Annotated in this window: 20 protein-coding genes and 1 tRNA gene; 12 read left to right on the top strand and 9 right to left on the bottom strand. The window is 63.0% G+C overall.

Features of this window, described 5'->3' with window-relative positions:
- The first annotated feature begins 8 nt into the window (after positions 1-8).
- The 3 genes from N7E70_RS20000 to N7E70_RS19990 are packed head-to-tail and all read left to right on the top strand — an operon-like array spanning position 9 to position 2,898.
- Entirely contained in the window at positions 9-1,220 is a 1,212-nt protein-coding gene (locus N7E70_RS20000) for an ABC transporter permease (protein ID WP_263007376.1), read from the top strand.
- Positions 1,217-2,155: an ABC transporter ATP-binding protein gene (locus tag N7E70_RS19995; RefSeq protein ID WP_263007375.1), complete on the top strand. Its 939-nt coding sequence runs from the start codon at positions 1,217-1,219 to the stop codon at positions 2,153-2,155. Before N7E70_RS20000 ends, N7E70_RS19995 begins: the two co-directional genes overlap by 4 nt.
- Positions 2,152-2,898 carry an ABC transporter permease gene (locus N7E70_RS19990; RefSeq protein ID WP_263007374.1) on the top strand — a complete coding sequence of 249 codons (747 nt, stop codon included), beginning with the start codon at positions 2,152-2,154 and terminating at the stop codon, positions 2,896-2,898. The genes N7E70_RS19995 and N7E70_RS19990 overlap by 4 nt, the downstream gene beginning before the upstream one ends.
- 5 nt (positions 2,899-2,903) lie before the next feature.
- Here N7E70_RS19990 and N7E70_RS19985 read toward each other — a convergent pair whose 3' ends face one another.
- A complete protein-coding gene (locus N7E70_RS19985; protein ID WP_263007373.1) occupies positions 2,904-3,125 on the bottom strand; it encodes a hypothetical protein in 222 nt (73 codons plus the stop codon).
- An 88-nt stretch (positions 3,126-3,213) separates the two neighbouring features.
- On the opposite strand from N7E70_RS19985, the gene N7E70_RS19980 reads away from it, so the two are divergent.
- Complete coding sequence (locus N7E70_RS19980; protein WP_067962961.1) at positions 3,214-3,708, top strand: DUF2165 family protein; 495 nt, start codon at positions 3,214-3,216, stop codon at positions 3,706-3,708.
- A gap of 278 nt (positions 3,709-3,986) precedes the next feature.
- Positions 3,987-6,134, top strand: a complete 2,148-nt coding sequence (locus tag N7E70_RS19975) for a sodium-translocating pyrophosphatase (RefSeq protein ID WP_067962958.1) — start codon at positions 3,987-3,989, stop codon at positions 6,132-6,134.
- 159 nt (positions 6,135-6,293) lie between these two features.
- Here N7E70_RS19975 and N7E70_RS19970 read toward each other — a convergent pair whose 3' ends face one another.
- Positions 6,294-6,824 (bottom strand): outer membrane protein assembly factor BamE, encoded by a 531-nt coding sequence (locus N7E70_RS19970; RefSeq protein WP_185910153.1) that lies wholly within the window; start codon positions 6,822-6,824, stop codon positions 6,294-6,296.
- A gap of 113 nt (positions 6,825-6,937) precedes the next feature.
- Here N7E70_RS19970 and N7E70_RS19965 point away from each other — a divergent pair, with 113 nt between their 5' ends.
- The 7 genes from N7E70_RS19965 to N7E70_RS19935 all read left to right on the top strand — a co-directional run bounded on the left by N7E70_RS19965 (position 6,938) and on the right by N7E70_RS19935 (position 11,499).
- Entirely contained in the window at positions 6,938-7,480 is a 543-nt protein-coding gene (locus N7E70_RS19965; protein ID WP_067962955.1) for a ubiquinol-cytochrome C chaperone family protein, read from the top strand.
- Between the two features lie 13 nt (positions 7,481-7,493).
- Positions 7,494-8,048, top strand: coding sequence for a YceD family protein (locus tag N7E70_RS19960; protein WP_067962952.1), 555 nt, complete (start codon positions 7,494-7,496; stop codon positions 8,046-8,048).
- Between the two features lie 105 nt (positions 8,049-8,153).
- The gene (plsX, locus tag N7E70_RS19955; RefSeq protein WP_182575607.1) at positions 8,154-9,221 is read left to right on the top strand and encodes a phosphate acyltransferase PlsX; all 1,068 of its coding nucleotides are present in this window, start codon (positions 8,154-8,156) and stop codon (positions 9,219-9,221) included.
- A gap of 11 nt (positions 9,222-9,232) precedes the next feature.
- A complete protein-coding gene (locus N7E70_RS19950; RefSeq protein ID WP_182575608.1) occupies positions 9,233-10,204 on the top strand; it encodes a beta-ketoacyl-ACP synthase III in 972 nt (323 codons plus the stop codon).
- Between the two features lie 128 nt (positions 10,205-10,332).
- A complete protein-coding gene (locus tag N7E70_RS19945; RefSeq protein WP_067962942.1) occupies positions 10,333-10,656 on the top strand; it encodes an integration host factor subunit alpha in 324 nt (107 codons plus the stop codon).
- Positions 10,657-10,773: 117 nt separating this feature from the next.
- Positions 10,774-11,313 carry a MerR family transcriptional regulator gene (locus N7E70_RS19940; RefSeq protein ID WP_067966704.1) on the top strand — a complete coding sequence of 180 codons (540 nt, stop codon included), beginning with the start codon at positions 10,774-10,776 and terminating at the stop codon, positions 11,311-11,313.
- A 109-nt stretch (positions 11,314-11,422) separates the two neighbouring features.
- Positions 11,423-11,499, top strand: a tRNA-Pro gene (locus tag N7E70_RS19935).
- 185 nt (positions 11,500-11,684) lie between these two features.
- On the opposite strand, the gene N7E70_RS19930 is transcribed toward N7E70_RS19935, so the two are convergent.
- From N7E70_RS19930 to N7E70_RS19900, 7 genes are all read right to left on the bottom strand, one after another.
- Positions 11,685-12,116, bottom strand: a complete 432-nt coding sequence (locus N7E70_RS19930) for an HD domain-containing protein (RefSeq protein ID WP_067962940.1) — start codon at positions 12,114-12,116, stop codon at positions 11,685-11,687.
- 216 nt (positions 12,117-12,332) lie between these two features.
- Complete coding sequence (locus N7E70_RS19925) at positions 12,333-12,584, bottom strand: hypothetical protein (RefSeq protein ID WP_067962937.1); 252 nt, start codon at positions 12,582-12,584, stop codon at positions 12,333-12,335.
- A gap of 298 nt (positions 12,585-12,882) precedes the next feature.
- Positions 12,883-13,134 carry a DUF1344 domain-containing protein gene (locus N7E70_RS19920; RefSeq protein WP_067962934.1) on the bottom strand — a complete coding sequence of 84 codons (252 nt, stop codon included), beginning with the start codon at positions 13,132-13,134 and terminating at the stop codon, positions 12,883-12,885.
- Positions 13,135-13,451: 317 nt separating this feature from the next.
- On the bottom strand, positions 13,452-13,688 hold the full coding sequence (locus tag N7E70_RS19915) for a DUF1344 domain-containing protein (protein WP_067962929.1): 237 nt from the start codon (positions 13,686-13,688) through the stop codon (positions 13,452-13,454).
- A gap of 475 nt (positions 13,689-14,163) precedes the next feature.
- The gene (locus N7E70_RS19910) at positions 14,164-14,400 is read right to left on the bottom strand and encodes a DUF1344 domain-containing protein (RefSeq protein WP_192317000.1); all 237 of its coding nucleotides are present in this window, start codon (positions 14,398-14,400) and stop codon (positions 14,164-14,166) included.
- Between the two features lie 233 nt (positions 14,401-14,633).
- Entirely contained in the window at positions 14,634-15,872 is a 1,239-nt protein-coding gene (locus N7E70_RS19905; protein WP_263007372.1) for an O-antigen ligase family protein, read from the bottom strand.
- Positions 15,869-17,404 carry an undecaprenyl-phosphate glucose phosphotransferase gene (locus N7E70_RS19900; protein ID WP_067962920.1) on the bottom strand — a complete coding sequence of 512 codons (1,536 nt, stop codon included), beginning with the start codon at positions 17,402-17,404 and terminating at the stop codon, positions 15,869-15,871. Before N7E70_RS19900 ends, N7E70_RS19905 begins: the two co-directional genes overlap by 4 nt.
- Between the last annotated feature and the right edge of the window lie 87 nt (positions 17,405-17,491).

Raw genomic sequence — 17,491 nt, 5'->3', positions numbered from 1 at the left:
ACGGGGGCATGCATCGGGGGCGCCAAGGGAAGAGGGGACGCATCGCAGTCGTGAGCATCAGGTTCGACAAGCTTGGCGTGGTGATCGCCCTGATCGCCTGTCATGGCGCCTTCTGGGCGCCATTTGCCATTTTCCGCGCCAACCGCATCGTCGCTGGCGAGCCGCGTTCGATCATCGAGGCCCTGCCGCAGCCGCTCGGCGCGATACTGCTTGCCATTCTGGTTGCCGCCGGCCTCGTTGCGCTGTTCAGGACGCCTCTGGCGGCACGGCTTGGTGCTGCTGTCGTGGCGCTTGCGTCGCTCGCCCTGCTGATCGGCGTCGCCGGCAGCCACCTGACGCCCGAAGGCAACAGCTTCGCCCGGATATCGCCGGCTTCCGGCTTCTGGCTCCTGATCTTTGCCTTCACGCTTCTGCTCGCCGATGTCCTGACCCGCTTGCGGCTGTCGCCGGTCGGGCGCGTCGTCGTGCTCGGCATCGCCGCCGCGGCAATCTGGCTTCTGCTCGCCTCGGGCCAATGGGACAGTCTGTCGATCCTCAGGGAATACGCCAATCGCGCCGACAGTTTCTGGAACGAGGCGCGGCGTCATGTCGAACTGGCACTCGGCTCGCTTTTTGCCGCCACCCTTGTCGGCCTGCCGCTCGGCATCCTGTGTCACCGTGTCCAGGCGCTGCGGGACGGCGTGCTCAACGTGCTCAACATCATACAGACCATTCCGTCGATTGCGCTGTTCGGCATCCTGATCGCGCCGCTCGGCTGGGTCGCCGCCAATGTTCCCGGCGCCTCAGTACTCGGCATTCGCGGCATAGGTGCTGCACCGGCCTTCGTCGCGCTGTTTCTCTATTCGCTGCTGCCGGTGGTCGCCAACACCGTCGTCGGTCTTGCCGGCGTGCCGCGTGCAGCCAATGACGCGGCGCGCGGCATGGGCATGACCGGCTGGCAGCGGCTCAGCAGCGTCGAGTTTCCGCTCGCCTTTCCCGTCATTCTGACCGGTATCCGAATCGTGCTGGTCCAGAACATCGGCCTTGCCACCATCGCCGCGCTGATCGGCGGCGGCGGTTTCGGGGTCTTCGTTTTCCAGGGCGTCGGCCAGACGGCGATGGATCTTGTCCTGCTCGGCGCCGTGCCGACCGTGGCGCTGGCCTTTGCCGCCGCCATCATTCTCGACGCAGTGGTCGAAACCGTTGCGACCCGCAAATCCACCGAAGTGGCTGCCGCATGATCGAAATCGACCACATCACCAAGCGCTACGGCGAGACCACTGTCGTCGACGACGTCTCGATGGTCATCGAGCCGCGCACGGTCACCGTGATCGTCGGCACCTCCGGTTCGGGCAAGACGACGCTGTTGCGCATGATCAACCGTCTGGTCGAACCGAGCTCCGGCACGATCAGGCTCGACGGCATCGACAACCGCTCGGTGCCGGGCCATGAGCTTCGCCGCTCCATCGGCTACGCCATCCAGGGCAATGGTCTGTTTCCGCACCGTACCGTGGCGCAGAACATCGCCACCGTTCCCGCGCTGCTCGGCTGGGACGCCGCGCGCATCAAGGCGCGGGTCGACGAGTTGCTGGCCTTGCTGCAACTCGATCCCGCAGCCTTTGGCCCGCGTTATCCGCATGAGTTGTCGGGTGGCCAGCAGCAGCGTGTCGGCGTCGCCCGCGCGCTCGCCGCCGAGCCCAACGTGCTTCTGATGGACGAACCTTTCGGCGCGCTCGACCCGATCATCCGCACCAAGGCGCAGGAAGACCTGCTCGCGATCCAGAAGCGCTTCGGCACCACCATCATCCTCGTCACCCACGACATGGAGGAGGCGGTTCACCTCGGCGACCGCATCGCCGTCATGGATGCCGGCAAGCTCGTCCAGTATGCGACACCGGCCGAGATCCTGGCCAATCCCGCCAGCGATTTCGTCGAGACGCTAATCGGTGCCTTCGACCGTCCGTTCAAGCTTCTGTCGCTCGGCACCGTCGGTGATGCCGTCGAGCCGGGACCGGCGGCAGGCGAGGGCATCCGTGCCGGGGCAAGCCAGCGAGATGCGCTCGCCGAGCTGTTGTGGTCGGGACGCCCCGCCATGCCGGTGACGGGCGAAAATGGTGCTGCCCTTGGCCGCGTGACGGTCGAAGGCCTTGTGAAACGTGCCGCGAGGCCGCAATGAAGGCCTGGCTTCCGCTGCTGCTGCGGCTGTGCCTGCTGGCACTGCTGGTGGCGTTCCTGAGCAATCCGCTGTGGTTCGAGCCGCTGCTCAGGCCGCTGACCCAGAATGGCGCACCGGCGATCTACAACCAGGGCAGCCTGCTGTCGCTGGCGCTGCTGCACCTGCGCACCGTCGCCATCGCCACCGCTGCGGCGATCGTCGTTGCGGTTGCGCTCGCCATCCTTGTCACCCGGCCAATCGGCGCCGAATTCCTGCCCCTGTCGCGCAGCCTGGTGAATATCGGCCAGACATTTCCGCCGGTCGCGGTGCTGGCGCTTGCCGTTCCCGCCGTCGGCTTCGGCGAGAAGCCGACGCTGATTGCGCTGTTCCTCTACGGCCTGCTGCCGATCTTCGAAAACACGCTGACCGGCCTCACCACCACGCCGCCCAGCATCGTCGAGGCGGCCCGCGGCGCCGGCATGACCGGCTGGCAGCGCCTCAGCAAGGTCGAGCTGCCGCTTTGCCTGCCGGTCATGCTCGCCGGCATCCGGCTGTCGGTCGTCATCAGTCTCGCCACTGCCACCATCGGCTCGACCGTTGCCGCAAAGACCCTCGGCGAGGTCATCATCGCCGGGCTGCAATCCAACAATCTGGCCTTCGTCCTGCAGGGCGGGCTGATCGTCGCGGCCCTTGCCGTTCTGATCTATGACGCGCTGTCGGCGCTGGAGCGCATGGCGGCGCGGCGCATGGGGCAGGTGGCCTGAGCGGCCTACCGGCCACGCGCCGGATAGTCGAGCTTGATCTCGAGCCGGTTGCCCGCTGCACCAACGATCCAGCGGCGGCGCAGCACGGCAAAGTCGTGACTGGCGCCGTCTGCCGACACCGTCACCACGTCGCCCGTCTGGCACTGTGGCGAAAGCGCAAGCGTGCCGAGCACACCCTCCAACCCCGCCTTGCCGGCATGGATCCGCGCCGAGCCGGTCAACGTCACCTCGATCGTCTCGGCAGTTGCGCCGCCGCCGAGACTCGGTGATTGATCTGGCTGATGCCCCGGTCTGCCATTTGAAGGAGTTTTTGCCATGGTTTGGCGTCTCTCTAAGATCGTGATGTGTCTTTGTCTTGCAGCTTTCGCCTTTCTGGTGGCGTTCGGCAATATCACCGACTACGGCTCCAACTTCGCCTTCGTCCAGCACGTCCTGAGCATGGACACCACTTTCCCGGGCAACGCGCTGATGTATCGCTCGATCACCAGTCCGACATTGTGGACCGTCGGCTACTGGTTGATCATCTTCGGCGAGGCGCTGACCTGCGTGCTGTTCCTGATCGCCGCACTGCAACTCTGGCAGGCACGCAAGGGTTCGGGCCGGCAGTTCGATGACGCCAAGGGCTTCGTCGTCATCGGCGCCACCATGGGTTTCCTGGTCTGGTTCCTGGGCTTCATGGTCGTTGGCGGCGAATGGTTCGCCATGTGGCAGTCAAGCACATGGAACGGCCAGGACGCCGCCTTCAAATTCTACATGACCATGCTGGCGGTGCTGATCTTCGTCAATCAGCCGGATCGTGATCTGGCCTGATGCTCCGAAAATCGGAATCGATGTTCGGAAAGCATGATGCGCAGAGCTGATGAGTTGGCGCGTTGTTTGTGCGTCTATCCGGACGCACGGCGCTCCAAAGCTCTGTTGTCGGCAATAACGGGGCGGCGAAAGCCGAGAAACACCTTTTCGATATCTTGACGTGCGCTGCCCTGTTTCGGATTGTTCGCCAGGGGCCGGAAACCAATGAGAGGCTGCCGGTCTCGTTCACTAGCCCGGGGAGGGGAATTCCGGGCACAATCAGGGAAGAGAAATTGGCAATGACAATGCTTTACGTCGTCATCGCCTGCGGCCTGCTATCTGTCCTGTACGCCATCTGGGCGACTCAGTCGGTGCTTGCATCCGACCAGGGCAATGCGCGCATGCAGGAAATCTCCGCCGCCATCCGAGAAGGTGCGCAGGCATATCTGGCGCGCCAATACACCACCATCGCCATCGTCGGCGTCGTCGTGTTCCTGCTCGCATGGTGGCTGCTTTCCGCGACCGCGGCGATCGGCTTTTTGATTGGTGCAGTGCTTTCAGGTGCTGCCGGCTTCATCGGCATGCATGTTTCGGTCCGGGCCAATGTGCGCACTGCGCAGGCCGCCTCCAACAGCCTCGCCGCCGGCCTCGACATCGCCTTCAAGTCGGGTGCGATCACCGGCATGCTGGTGGCCGGCCTCGCTCTGCTTGGCGTCTCCGTCTACTATCTCGTTCTGACCGGCCCGATGGGCCATGCGCCTGCCGACCGCGTCGTCATCGATTCGCTGGTGGCGCTCGGTTTCGGCGCTTCCCTGATCTCGATCTTTGCCCGTCTCGGCGGCGGCATCTTCACCAAGGGTGCCGATGTCGGCGGCGATCTCGTCGGCAAGGTGGAAGCCGGCATCCCCGAGGATGATCCGCGCAACCCCGCAACCATCGCCGACAATGTCGGCGACAATGTCGGCGACTGCGCCGGCATGGCCGCCGATCTGTTCGAAACCTATGCCGTGACCGTCGTCGCCACCATGGTGCTCGGCGCCATCTTCTTCGGCGGAACCGAGGTTCTCTCCAACGTGATGCTCTACCCGCTCGCCATCTGCGGCGCCTGCATCATCACCTCGATCGTCGGCACGTTCTTCGTCAAGCTCGGCTCCAACGGCTCGATCATGGGCGCGCTCTACAAGGGGCTGATCGTCACCGGCCTTCTCTCGATCGTCGGCCTGGGGGCGGCGACCTCGCTGACTGTCGGCTGGGGTGAAATCGGCACCGGGGGTGGTGTCGTGATCACGGGTCAGAACCTGTTCATCTGCGGCCTGATCGGCCTGGTGGTAACAGGGCTGATCGTCGTCATCACCGAATACTACACCGGTACCAACAAGCGCCCGGTCAATTCGATCGCCCAGGCGTCGGTCACCGGTCACGGCACCAACGTGATCCAGGGCCTGGCCGTATCGCTCGAATCGACGGCGCTGCCGGCCATCGTCATCGTCGGCGGCATCATCGCCACCTTTCAGCTTGCCGGCCTGTTCGGCACGGCCATTGCCGTCACCACCATGCTCGGCCTTGCCGGCATGATCGTGGCGCTCGATGCCTTCGGCCCGGTCACCGACAATGCCGGCGGCATTGCCGAAATGGCCGGCCTGCCCAAGGAAGTGCGTCATTCGACCGACGCGCTTGATGCGGTCGGCAACACCACCAAGGCCGTCACCAAGGGCTACGCCATCGGCTCGGCCGGTCTCGGCGCTCTGGTGCTGTTTGCCGCCTACAGCTACGACCTGCAGTACTTTGCCGCCAACAGCGCGCAGTTCCCGTATTTCGCCGACATCGGCACGGTGTCGTTCGATCTGTCCAACCCCTACGTCGTCGCCGGCCTGATCTTCGGCGGCCTCATTCCTTATCTGTTCGGCGGCATCGCAATGACCGCCGTCGGCCGTGCCGCAGGCTCGATCGTCGAGGAGGTGCGCAAGCAGTTCCGCGAGGATCCGGGCATCATGAAGGGCACCTCGAAGCCCAATTACGCCCGCGCCGTCGACCTTCTGACCAAGGCGGCGATCAAGGAAATGATCATTCCGTCGCTGCTGCCGGTGCTGGCGCCGCTCGTCGTCTATTTCGGCGTGCTGCTGATCTCGGGCTCCAAGGCCTCGGCCTTTGCCGCCCTCGGTGCCTCGCTGCTCGGCGTCATCGTCAACGGCCTGTTCGTTGCGATTTCGATGACTTCAGGCGGCGGTGCCTGGGACAACGCCAAAAAGTCGTTCGAGGACGGCTTCACCGACAAGGACGGCGTCAAGCACCTGAAGGGCTCCGAGGCCCACAAGGCCTCTGTGACAGGCGATACCGTCGGCGATCCCTACAAGGACACTGCCGGCCCGGCAGTGAACCCGGCGATCAAGATCACCAACATCGTCGCCCTTCTGCTGCTTGCCGTGCTCGCGCACAGCGGCGGCTGATCCTTTCGAACTGCTTGCCTCTCTGAGGCAGAACCATTGATCCCGTCCGCAGCCTCTGCGGGCGGGGTTTTTCGTAGGCCTTGTCCAGCCCAAAGAAAAACCCGCGGAATTGCTTCCGCGGGTCCTGTTGCCTGAGATTTCTGAACCTCAGTGGGCGGATCAGTTGCCGAAGATGCTGCTGGCAGCACTCGACCCCATCTTGCCCGCGCCCGAAAGCAGCTGGCCGAGGAAGTTCTGGTCCTTGCCGCCGGTCGGCGTCGTGCGCGAGATGAAGTCGAACACCTTGCCTTCCTGCAGGCCGTAATTGGCGATGTTCGAGACGCGGCCGTCGGCGCCGAAATAGACGGCCAGCACGCGCTGTTCGATCAGCTTCGGCTTGGCGAAGGCGACGGCGCGCCGGCGCGTCTGGGAGATGTAGTAGAACACCTCATTGTCGAAGGTCGCCGTCGTCGACGGCGTGCCGAGAGCGAGCAGCACCTGCTCGCGGCTCGAGCCCACCGGCACGGAGTCGATCGACTGCTGGTCGATGACATAGCCCTGGGTCAGCGTCTCGCTGGGGGTCAGGTCACCGAACGTCTTCGAGGTGTTGCATGCCGACAGCGCGGCAGCGGCCACGATCAGCGACACGGCGCCAGCCGGACGCAACGAAAATGGCATCTTGAATTTCAGCGAGTGCAACAACAACTCCATCCTGTCGTGCCAGAGCCCCTGCTTGCGCGAAGCCGCAAAACCGGTAAACCAGCTTGCGCGCCGATGCAACAAGGCCACTAAGCGAAACGGGTCCCCGGGAGACCGCCCTCAAAATGTTTAAGCGTCTGTTTGGCCGTGAACGCCAGGCCAATCGCGCCATCACCGAGGCGCTCTATACACGAATCGTGGCAGCCGCGCGGCAGGAACCTTTTTATTCCGCATGGAATGTTCCCGACACGCCGCTTGGCCGTTTCGAGATGCTTTCGCTGCACATGTTCCTGTTTCAGCATCGTTTGCGCGGCGAGCCGGGGGCTGCGGCCGACATCGCCCAGCGCCTGATCGACGAGTTCTTCCTCGATGTCGACCATTCGCTGCGCGAGCTCGGCATCAGCGACGTCGGCGTGCCCAAGCGCATGAAGAAGCTGGCCAAGATGTTTTACGGCCGCACAGAATCCTACAAGAACGCGCTCGAAGGCGATGATCATCCGGCGCTTGCCGCAGCACTTTTGCGCAATGTCCGCCCCGAGGTGCAGGACTGGCCGGAAGCCGCAGCACTCGCCGAATATGTCTTTGCGGCGAATCGCGCTCTTGCCGAGCAGCCATCGGAAGACATATGTGCCGGCAAATTGTCATATCCGGCGCCACAGGCAGCCTGAAGGAGGCCACCCCATGATGCCTGACGAGACCCAGAGTCCGGTTTCCTTCAAGGTCAATGTCGCCAGGCTGCCGCAGAAGGGCATGGCTGTAACAGTCGATGCCGATGCCGCCCAGCGTGCCGCATTGGCTGAGGTGCATGGCCTGACGTCGGTCGAACGCTACAAGGCGGACCTGCTTGTCACCAAGTGGAAGCGCAATGGCGTCAAGGTCCGCGGTCGGGTCCAGGCAGCGATCACCCAGGCCTGCGTCGTCACGCTTGAGCCTGTCGAGGCGGTGATCGACGAGGATGTCGAGGGCGTTTTCCTGCCCGAGGACTCCAAGCTTGCCAGGCAGGGCTTCAACGCGGCCGGCGAAATCCTGCTCGACGCCGAGGGCCCCGACGCGCCCGAAACCTTCACCGGCGACACCATCGATGCGGGCGCGCTGGCCGAGGAGTTCTTCGGCCTCGCCATCGACCCTTATCCGCGCAAGACCGGCGTCGCGGTCGCCAGTACTGACGATGACGATGTCGAGCCAGTCGAGAGCGAATTCCAGAAAAAGCTCCGCCTAATATCCAAGAAGCTTTGAAAACGCCTGCCGTTTCGCGTAATCCCGGTTGTGCGGTTGCCCAAAACCGTTACTTTCGCCGGACTTTTGCGTGCCCAGCTACGCCAACAGTGAGATGACCGACGCGTGATCAAGATTTCCATTGATGCCATGGGTGGCGATCACGGCCCTTCCGTGATCATTCCTGCCCTGGCCAAGGTCGCCATCAGGCGCACCGATATTCGCTTCATCATCTATGGCCGCGAAGAAGTGGTCCGTCCCGAGCTGGCCAAGTATCCCAAGCTTGCTGCCGTCAGCGAGTTCGTGCACTGCGAGGTCGCCGTGCGCATGGACGACAAGCCGAGCCAGGCGCTGCGCCAGGGGCGCTGGAAGTCGTCGATGTGGAAGGCGATCGAAGCGGTCAAGTCGGGCACGTCGGACGCCTGCGTCTCCGCCGGCAACACCGGCGCGCTGATGGCGATGTCGAAATTCTGCCTGCGCACCATGGCGACGATCGACCGCCCGGCAATCGCCGCCCTGTGGCCGACGGCGCGCGGCGAGAGCGTCGTGCTCGACGTCGGCGCCACCATTGGCGCGGATGCGCACCAGCTCACCGATTTCGCCATTCTGGGCACCGGCATGGCGCGCGCCCTGTTCGGCATCGATCGGCCGACTGTCGGCTTGCTCAATGTCGGCGTCGAAGAGATCAAGGGCCAGGAAGAGGTCAAGGAAGCCGGGCGCATGCTGCGCGAGGCCAACATGGCCTCGATGAACTACCAGGGTTTCGTCGAAGGCGACGACATCGGCAAGGGCACCACCGACGTGGTCGTCACCGAGGGCTTTTCCGGCAACATCGCGCTCAAGACCGCCGAAGGCACGGCACGCCAGATCGCCGGCTATCTGCGCGAAGCGATGAGCCGCACGCTGATGGCCAAGATCGGCTATCTCTTTGCCAAGGGCGCTTTCGACCGGCTGCGCGAGAAGATGGACGTGCGCCGCGCCAATGGCGGCGTCTTCCTCGGCCTCAACGGTATCGTGGTGAAAAGCCATGGCGGCGCTGACGCCGACGGCTTCGCCGCTGCCATCGAAATGGCCTATGATATGGTCCGGAACCGGCTGCTCGACCGTATCGAAGCAGACCTCGACCTGTTTCATGCACGCAACCCGCATGCTGCAATGGGTCGCCCCGCGGCCGCGGTCGAAGATCAGGAATAGGATTTTTCAACGTGATCAGATCAGTTGTGCGCGGCATTGGTTCGGCGCTGCCCCGCCGCATCATGAAGAACGCCGATTTCGAAGGCATGGTCGAGACCTCGGACGAGTGGATCGCCCAGCGCACCGGCATCCGCCAGCGCCACATCGCCGCCGACGACGAGACGACGGCCTCGCTCGGTGAGGCTGCGGCCCGCGCAGCGCTCGACAATGCCGGCCTGACGCCTGACGACATCGACCTGATCGTGCTCGCCACCTCGACGCCGAACAACACCTTTCCCGCCACAGCCGTCGAGATCCAGAACCGGCTCGGCATGCGCCATGGCTTCGCCTTCGACATGCAGGCCGTGTGCAGTGGCTTCGTCTACGCCGTCACCACCGCCGACCTCTACATCAAGGGCGGCCTTGCCAGGCGCGTGCTGGTGATCGGCTCCGAGACGTTTTCGCGCATTCTCGACTGGACCGACCGCTCGACCTGCGTGCTGTTTGGCGACGGCGCCGGAGCGCTGGTGCTGGAAGCTGAAGAAAGTGCGGGCACCATCGCCGACCGCGGCGTGCTGGCCGCCAGCCTGCGCTCCGACGGAACGCACAAGGACAAGCTTTATGTCGATGGCGGTCCGTCCACCACCGGCACTGTCGGCCATCTCAAGATGGAAGGCCGCGAGGTCTTCAAGCATGCGGTGGGCATGATCACCGACGTGATCGAGGACGTCTTCGCCCAGACCGGTGTATCAGCCGACACACTTGACTGGTTCGTGCCGCACCAGGCCAACAAGCGCATCATCGATGCCTCGGCCAAGAAGCTCGGCATTGCCGAGGAAAAGGCCGTCGTGACGGTGCATCTGCACGGGAACACGTCGGCCGCCTCGGTGCCGCTGGCGCTTTCGGCTGCCGTTGCCGACGGACGCATCAAGAAGGGCGACCTTGTCATGCTTGAGGCGATGGGCGGCGGTTTCACCTGGGGCGCCGTGCTCGTGAGGTGGTGAGCGCGCAGGCTCAGGCCTCCGCGCGGTGTCTTGAAAAGGTCATCGGATCGGTCCTTGACCTTGACGGATCAATTACTTAACCTCCGGCGCGTTGCTGGATTTCAGATATTGAGGATGGGGCCCGTCGCATGGGGGGAAAGACACTGACACGTGCCGACCTCGCTGAATCCGTCTATCGGAAAGTCGGCCTGTCGCGCACGGAATCGGCGCAGCTGGTCGAAACCGTTCTCGACGAAATCTGCGAAGCAATCGTGCGTGGCGAGACGGTGAAATTGTCGTCTTTCGCCACCTTCCACGTTCGCGACAAGAACGAACGTGTCGGCCGCAACCCCAAGACGGGTGAAGAAGTGCCGATCCTGCCGCGCCGGGTGATGACCTTCAAGGCATCCAACGTGCTCAAGAGCCGCATCCTGCGGGCTCACCAGAACGGCAAGTCCAAGGCCTCGAAGTAGGCAGCCAGCTCCCGATAATCCGGTTGATAGCCTGGTGCGTGATTCGCACCGGGCTTGAATGTTGTTGCCCAAAGCGCTGAAATGGATCACGAATCGTTTTTTGCGAAAGTGGCGACCATGGACAAGAGCCCCGACGCCTTCCGCACCATCAGCGAAGTTGCCGAAGACCTTGATCTGCCGCAGCATGTGCTGCGCTTCTGGGAAACCCGTTTCACCCAGATCAAGCCGATGAAGCGCGGCGGCGGCCGGCGCTATTACCGGCCGCAGGATGTCGAGTTGATCAAGGGCATCCGCCACATGCTCTACGAACAGGGCTACACCATCAAGGGCGTGCAGAAGCTGTTGCGCGACAATGGCAACCAGTTCCTGGTCGCCATCGGCAGCGGCGACATGAAGGCCGTCGAGGCAATCGCCCAGCGCAAGCAGGCCGAGGCGCCGCTGACGCCGGCAGCGCAGCCGCGCGGCCCCGATGAGGAGATGCTGGTCGGTGAGGCTCGCGCCAAGCCGAGCCGCCGCTTCTTCGGCCTGGGCAAGGGCGACGACGAGGGACCGGTGGCAGCCGATTCCGGCAAGCTGTCGCGCGACAACCGCGCCTTGCTGCAGGAGGCGCTGTTTGATCTGCTCGAATGCAAGCGCCTGCTCGACCAGGTTCGTTGAGGCCGGTCAGGCCGACTAGAATATTCTGCTCGCGAATGAAGAAGTTGGCGGGAAAGCCGACGAATTGGGTTGACCGAAGCGGTCATATCAAGATACATCGCGACCGGTCCGGAGTGTAGCGCAGCCCGGTAGCGCACTTGACTGGGGGTCAAGGGGTCGTCGGTTCGAATCCGGCCACTCCGACCATTAGAACAAAGACTTAACCGCCATCCCCCAGGTTGCGGTTTGCCGATTTCCCCAAGGTTTACATTTACCATCTCGCTTCGATCTTTTCGGCGTCGAGAATGGTTTGTCCGAGCCGTGCTGTCAGGCGCCGGGCCGTTGCAGCGGACGGTGTTGCCGTCGACTGCGGTGGTGCAGGTGGTCGGCGATCAGGATTGGCTCTCGGCGTCTGTCAGCATTTGAAGTGCTTCGCGGTAGCGATCGAGATGTTGCTCCCCAAGCCCAGCGGCCCGCACGCGGTCGGGGTTGGTGTTATCAAGGATGTCGGCGATCTTGACGCGTCGCGCGATCTCGTTGGCGCGCGCCCGCTTGATGAAGTCGACATAGGGCTCATCATCCCGGCGTGTGAGCGCGTCGACCGCTTGGACAACCACAACACCGAACCCCTTGCTCCGCAGTTCGTCCAAAGTGACATCAGTGTCTTCGACGACGTCATGCAGGACGGCGGCTATCCGTTCTTCGTCGCTGTTGACCGCAAGCATCACCCGGAGCGGATGCAGGATATAGGGCTGCCTCGCCTTGTCGACCTGGCCATGATGCGCGTTTGCCGCAACAAGGATCGCAGTAGTCAGGTCGCTCATGGCTTCTCCTGCCGGCGGGAATGGCGGTACCTTTGACCGTATCAGAGGGCGTGTGGGATTGCAGCAGGCCCCGGACTGGGCGGTTCGAATCCAGACACCGTGCCCATTTTTCGCTGCCCTGGATGGCACCTCTTGTCGAAAGGAAGAACGCCACGGACGCTGACTGGCGTCCATGGCGTTGTCTGCTACCTGCGGGGTGGGAGGATGGGCCGGACGCTAGCTTGCCGCGTCCACCATCACGGATTCGATCTTGGCGCCGTTGTCATGCTGGTCGATGGCCACCCGCTTTCCGGGAGCCAGCTGCGGCGGGATCGCGACGTCGCGCGGGATGGTGAAGCTCTCGCCATTGGTGAGCGTGATGACGCGGACCGCCGGGTTGAACTTGGCAACGGTGCCATCGACCTCGGTGGCAAGGGCTGCGCCCGACATGAGGGCGAGGGCGGAGGCGGCAAGGATGAGCTTTCTCATTGTACTTCTCCTGTTGCTTGATGACCAAAGCTTGGATCCGGGAGGGAGACGCCAATTGCTTTGTGCAGAGAAGAAACGGCCTGCCGTTGGTTTGGTTCGGTAAACAACTAACACGAATAGCTCACGCGCTTTTGTCGCTGTCACGGTGTCGCACCGGCTTGAAGTTCCGATCGCCCGAGAACTTTCGGGCAGAGGTCGGCCGCGGCCGGGCCGGGCGCAACAGGCGTGACCGGGTGCAACAAAAAGCCATGGGCGTGGAGTGCGCCCATGCCTTCACTGTCGTCTTGCCGTGGCGGGCTCACATCATGTCAGGGCCGGCCAGCACGTTGCGGATCTGGTCGCCTTCGTCGTTGAAGAGGATCGAGATCTTGTCGCCGACCTTGACCGAGGGCAGGGCGACATCGCGCGGGATGGTGTAGCTGTCGCCGCCCTGGAGCGTGATGACGCGGGTGTCGGCGTTGAAGCGGGTGACGACGCCGCTGGCGTCGGAGGCGAGAGCCGAGCCGGAGAAGAGTGCGAATGCGGCGGCAGCCAAGATGAGCTTATTCATGATCGTTCTCCTGATGGGGTTGTGCGAGGTGCTGCTTTTGCTGCGGGGCACCTTGCTGATACCGTCAACTACGATCAGCTGGCCGTGCTTGTTACACGCTGACAGGTAAACTCGAGACACGTTTCGATCACGCGAACGTGCCGCGGGATCGTTGAAACTCCGATGGCGAACGGCCGTTCGCGCGATTGTTTTCGCCTACGGACCCCGTGTCAGGCATGTCTTGAAGCGCAAAAAAAAGCCATGGGTGGGAGGACCCATGGCTTTTTGCTGAAGTGGCCAGCTTGTGAGGCAAGTCAGGCCGTCAAGGCTGTTCCGCCTTAGCGGAGAACGGCATTGACCTTGTCGCCTTCGTCGTTGAGCTGGATCGATACCTTTTCGCCAGCCTGGATCGCCGGGATGGCGACGTCGCGCGGGACGGTGTAGCTCTGGCCGCTCTCGAGCGTAATGACGCGCGCCTGCTCGTTGAACTGAGAAACAACGCCGTTCGCGGAGGAAGCAAATGCGGCGCCTGACATCATTGCGACAGCCGAAGCGGCGAGGATGATCTTCTTCATTGTTTTAGTCCTTTCAATGTTCGGTAGCGGATCAACGGTTCGTTGTTTTGTCGTTCCGCTTACCACTGATAGATAGGCACCTAACTTTTGGATTTCCATAGCTGGAGCGGTCACTCTCGGTCACAAAGCAGTCACGCCGAGTTGAGCCGGCAAACCGGTGCCGGACCGTTCACAAATCGGCGCAGTTGTGCGCAACGACCCTGGCGCAACATCGAGTCTGGTTGCGCCGTTGTGCGGATGGCTGTGGTCGCAGCCAGGCCCTGCGTGTCCGGATTGTCGTGCGTGTGTGGATTGTGGAGGCTTGCGGAGCGAAACTGTGCGTCCGTGTATGCTGTGTGAGGCAAGGTAGCGGTCGATGGGGCGGATCTGCGCTTCGTGCCGCGAGCCAGGCGTCGCAAACGAAAAAAAGCCACGGGTGGGAGGGCCCGTGGCTTTTTCGGTGGTATCGGCAGTTCAGGGATATCGCGGTTTCCGCTTAGCGGAGCACGCCCTGTACCTTGTCGCCTTCGTCGTTGAGCTGGATCGAAACCTTCTCGCCGGTCTGGATCGACGGGATAGCAACGTCACGCGGAACCGAGTAGCTCTGGCCGCTTTCGAGCGTAATGACGCGAACTGCCGGGTCGAACTTGGCAACAACACCTTCTGCGGACGAAGCAAATGCCGCACCAGACATCAGAGTGATTGCCGAAGCGGCGAGGATGATCTTCTTCATGGGGGTATTCCTTTCTTTTTTCGGTAGCGAAGCGGCGGTTGTTGTTTTGCCGTCTCGCTGACCACTGTGAGATAGGCGCCTACCTTTCCGATTGCCATAGGCTGATCGGTCACTCTGATTCACAAAGCGGTCACGCTGAGTTGAGCCGGCAAAACGGTGCCGGACCGTTCACAAAACGCGAATCTTGTGTGCAACGGGGCCCGTCGCCGGCGAGTCAGAAACCGGGCGAGGCGTCAGTAGGCGGGCGAGGTCTGGGCGCGCTGGTGGCGGGCTTCGAGCGCGATCGAGCCCCAGATCAGGCCGAGCAGCAGGTAGAAGTGGCGCCAATGGTCGGTGTCGATGACGGTGCCGAGCGCGATATGGCCGAGGAAAACGACATAGGCCGACAGCAGATAGGGCTGCCAGGGCCGGTTGCGCAGCAGAATGCGGAACCCAGCGGCGACGGTCCAGACGATCAGCGAGAGGTAACTGGCAAAACCGAGCCAGCCATAGTCCATCAGCGTCTTGAGCCAGATGTTGTGCGTGTCCTCGCCATAGATCTGGCCGAACACCAGCGGTCCGATGCCGAAGGGTTTCTCCGTCGCCAGGAGGAAGCCTATTGCGTAGCGGGCGAAGCGGCCGAGCCGCGCGCCGTCATAATCCTGGACGAGCTGGGCGCGTGTGGTGAACAGTTCTGCGATGCTGGGAATCTGCAGCACGATCAGCAGTGCGACGGTCAGCAGCGCGATGGCGGCAATGCTCATCACCACGATCCGCAGCCGGAACCTGCCGCTGTCGCTTTGCAGGAACAGGAAGCCGGTGAGCAGGATGGCCGAGGCGCCGAACAGCCCCCAGGCGCCGCGCGAGAACGACAGGAAGATGCCGCCGGTGACGATGAGCAGCGGCACCGCATAGATCGCCATCTTGAGCGGATTGCCGGTCAGCACGCGGTAGAGCAGGTAGATGCCGGGCAAGGTGAGGAAGGGCCCGAAGACGTTCGGGTCCTGGAAGGCGCCGGCGGCGCGGCCATATTTGGTGAACATCTCCGCCCCGGGCACGGCGCCGAAATAGCCGAGCATGCCGAGCACCGAGGTAACCACTGCCGACGCCACCCAGGACAGGAAGATCACCCTGAACAGCCTCGGATCGGCTTCGGTGACCGCGGCGAAGAAGATGGCGGTGAAGCCGAGGAACAGCGACACGGCGAGATAGAGCGGCGTGTTCATCAGCTCCGCCATCTGTGTCATCGCAATCATGCCGCCGATGTTGAAGGTCACGATCAGCACCAGCAACGGGGTGATGGCACGCGAAATGCGCAGGCCAAACAGCGACCACATCGCGATCAGCCCGGCCATATAGAGTTCGTAAGGCGCCGGCTCGCGGATGACGAAACCCGACAGCAAGACGCCCAGCGCAATGGCGCCGGTGGAGATGAGCCCGATCAGCTTGGCGTTGATCGCGGCCCGCGGCAGATCATAGCTGATCGCGCTCAATAGGCGTTTTCCGTGTCGAGCAGGCGGATCGGCGTCAGGAACAGGATCTTGATGTCGAACCAGAGCGACCAGTTCTCGATGTAGTAGAGGTCGAACTCGGTGCGCTTGCGGATCTTCTCGTCGGTGTCCATCTCGCCGCGCCAGCCATTGATCTGGGCCCAGCCGGTGACGCCGGGCTTGACCTTGTGGCGGGCGAAGTAGCCGTCGACCACTTCATTGTAGAGCAGGTTGTGCGACTGCGCCGCAATCGCATGCGGGCGCGGGCCGACCAGGGACAGGCTGCCGAACAGCGAATTGAAGAACTGTGGCAGCTCGTCGATCGAGGTCTTGCGGATGATGCGGCCGACGCGGGTGACGCGCGGGTCGTTCTTGGTCACCGTCTTTTTCGCCGAGGGGTCGGACAGCTCGGTGAACATCGAGCGGAACTTGTAGACCTCGATCACCTCGTTGTTGAAGCCGTGGCGCTTCTGCTTGAACAGCACCGGGCCCTTGCTGTCGAGCTTGATGGCGATCGCGGTTGCCAGCATGACGGGCGAAAAGACGACGATGCCGAACAGGCTGAAGATGATGTCGAAGGCGCGCTTGGCGACCGAATCCCAGTCGTTGATCGGCTTGTCGAAAATGTCGAGCATCGGCACCGCGCCGATATAGGAATAGGAGCGCGGCCGGAACTGCAACTGGTTGGAGTGCGCCGACAGGCGGATGTCGACGGGCAGCACCCAGAGCTTCTTGAGCAGCTGCAGAACCCGGGTTTCGGCCGTCAGCGGCAGCGACACGATCAGCATGTCGATGCGCGCGATGCGGGCGAATTCCAACAGTTCCGAGACGGTGCCGAGCTTGGGATAGCCGGCGACGATCGGCGGCGAGCGCCGGTCGTCGCGGTCGTCGAAGATGCCGCAAATGCGGATGTCATTGTAGGGGTGCTGCTCGATCGAGCGGATCAGCACTTCGGCTGCCTTGCCGCCGCCGACGATGACTGCCCGCCGCTCCATGCGGCCGTTGCGGGCCCAGCGCCGGATGACCCGTGCCATGATCAGGCGTTGGACGACGAGCAGCGCCAGCCCGATGACGAACCAGCTGCCGAACAGCAGGCGCGAAAACTCCGCCGAAACCTTCATGAAGAAGGCGGTGACCGCCATCAGGGCGAAGGTGGTGGCCCAGCACAGCGCCATCCGTCCCAGCGAGACGCCCGGCCGCATCAGCGACTGCAACTGGTAGCAGTCCATGATCTCGAAAAGGACGATCGCGGCCAGCGAGGCGGCGAGGATGACCAGCGGATATTGCCAGCTCAGATGGCCGAGGAATCCGACGTGATAGGCATAGAGTGCCAAGCCCGTGACGAAAAGCATGCCGAATTCGGTCAGGCGCAGGATGCCGCTGAGCATGACCGGGGACATGGTGTCGCGACGGTACTGCGCTGCCACCTCTTGCGCGACATTGCTCAGCTTGGCCTTGTCGGTCGATTTGCCGTCGCCGTCAGCCGCCTTCACGGCTTCCGGGGTGAAGCGGCGCTTTGGGTCGAAGTTGTTCATCGTCGTCGATCTGTTGGCCGGTCGCCCGTTTGCCAGATTGACATATCAAAGATGAGCTAAGAAACCCTTGAGCAACAAAATTGTCTT

It is taken from the genome of Aminobacter sp. NyZ550 (assembly GCF_025628925.2).
GTDB lineage: Bacteria > Pseudomonadota > Alphaproteobacteria > Rhizobiales > Rhizobiaceae > Aminobacter > Aminobacter ciceronei.
This window is presented reverse-complemented; position numbering and strand designations above follow the sequence as displayed.

Coding starts and splice junctions, on each gene's coding strand:
- N7E70_RS20000 (WP_263007376.1), top strand. CDS start 9: ATGCATCGGGGGCGCCAAGGGAAGAGGGGACGCATCGCAGTCGTGAGC.
- N7E70_RS19995 (WP_263007375.1), top strand. CDS start 1,217: ATGATCGAAATCGACCACATCACCAAGCGCTACGGCGAGACCACTGTC.
- N7E70_RS19990 (WP_263007374.1), top strand. CDS start 2,152: ATGAAGGCCTGGCTTCCGCTGCTGCTGCGGCTGTGCCTGCTGGCACTG.
- N7E70_RS19980 (WP_067962961.1), top strand. CDS start 3,214: ATGGTTTGGCGTCTCTCTAAGATCGTGATGTGTCTTTGTCTTGCAGCT.
- N7E70_RS19975 (WP_067962958.1), top strand. CDS start 3,987: ATGACAATGCTTTACGTCGTCATCGCCTGCGGCCTGCTATCTGTCCTG.
- N7E70_RS19970 (WP_185910153.1), bottom strand. CDS start 6,824: ATGGAGTTGTTGTTGCACTCGCTGAAATTCAAGATGCCATTTTCGTTG.
- N7E70_RS19965 (WP_067962955.1), top strand. CDS start 6,938: ATGTTTAAGCGTCTGTTTGGCCGTGAACGCCAGGCCAATCGCGCCATC.
- N7E70_RS19960 (WP_067962952.1), top strand. CDS start 7,494: ATGATGCCTGACGAGACCCAGAGTCCGGTTTCCTTCAAGGTCAATGTC.
- N7E70_RS19945 (WP_067962942.1), top strand. CDS start 10,333: ATGGGGGGAAAGACACTGACACGTGCCGACCTCGCTGAATCCGTCTAT.
- N7E70_RS19940 (WP_067966704.1), top strand. CDS start 10,774: ATGGACAAGAGCCCCGACGCCTTCCGCACCATCAGCGAAGTTGCCGAA.
- N7E70_RS19930 (WP_067962940.1), bottom strand. CDS start 12,116: ATGAGCGACCTGACTACTGCGATCCTTGTTGCGGCAAACGCGCATCAT.
- N7E70_RS19925 (WP_067962937.1), bottom strand. CDS start 12,584: ATGAGAAAGCTCATCCTTGCCGCCTCCGCCCTCGCCCTCATGTCGGGC.
- N7E70_RS19920 (WP_067962934.1), bottom strand. CDS start 13,134: ATGAATAAGCTCATCTTGGCTGCCGCCGCATTCGCACTCTTCTCCGGC.
- N7E70_RS19915 (WP_067962929.1), bottom strand. CDS start 13,688: ATGAAGAAGATCATCCTCGCCGCTTCGGCTGTCGCAATGATGTCAGGC.
- N7E70_RS19910 (WP_192317000.1), bottom strand. CDS start 14,400: ATGAAGAAGATCATCCTCGCCGCTTCGGCAATCACTCTGATGTCTGGT.
- N7E70_RS19900 (WP_067962920.1), bottom strand. CDS start 17,404: ATGAACAACTTCGACCCAAAGCGCCGCTTCACCCCGGAAGCCGTGAAG.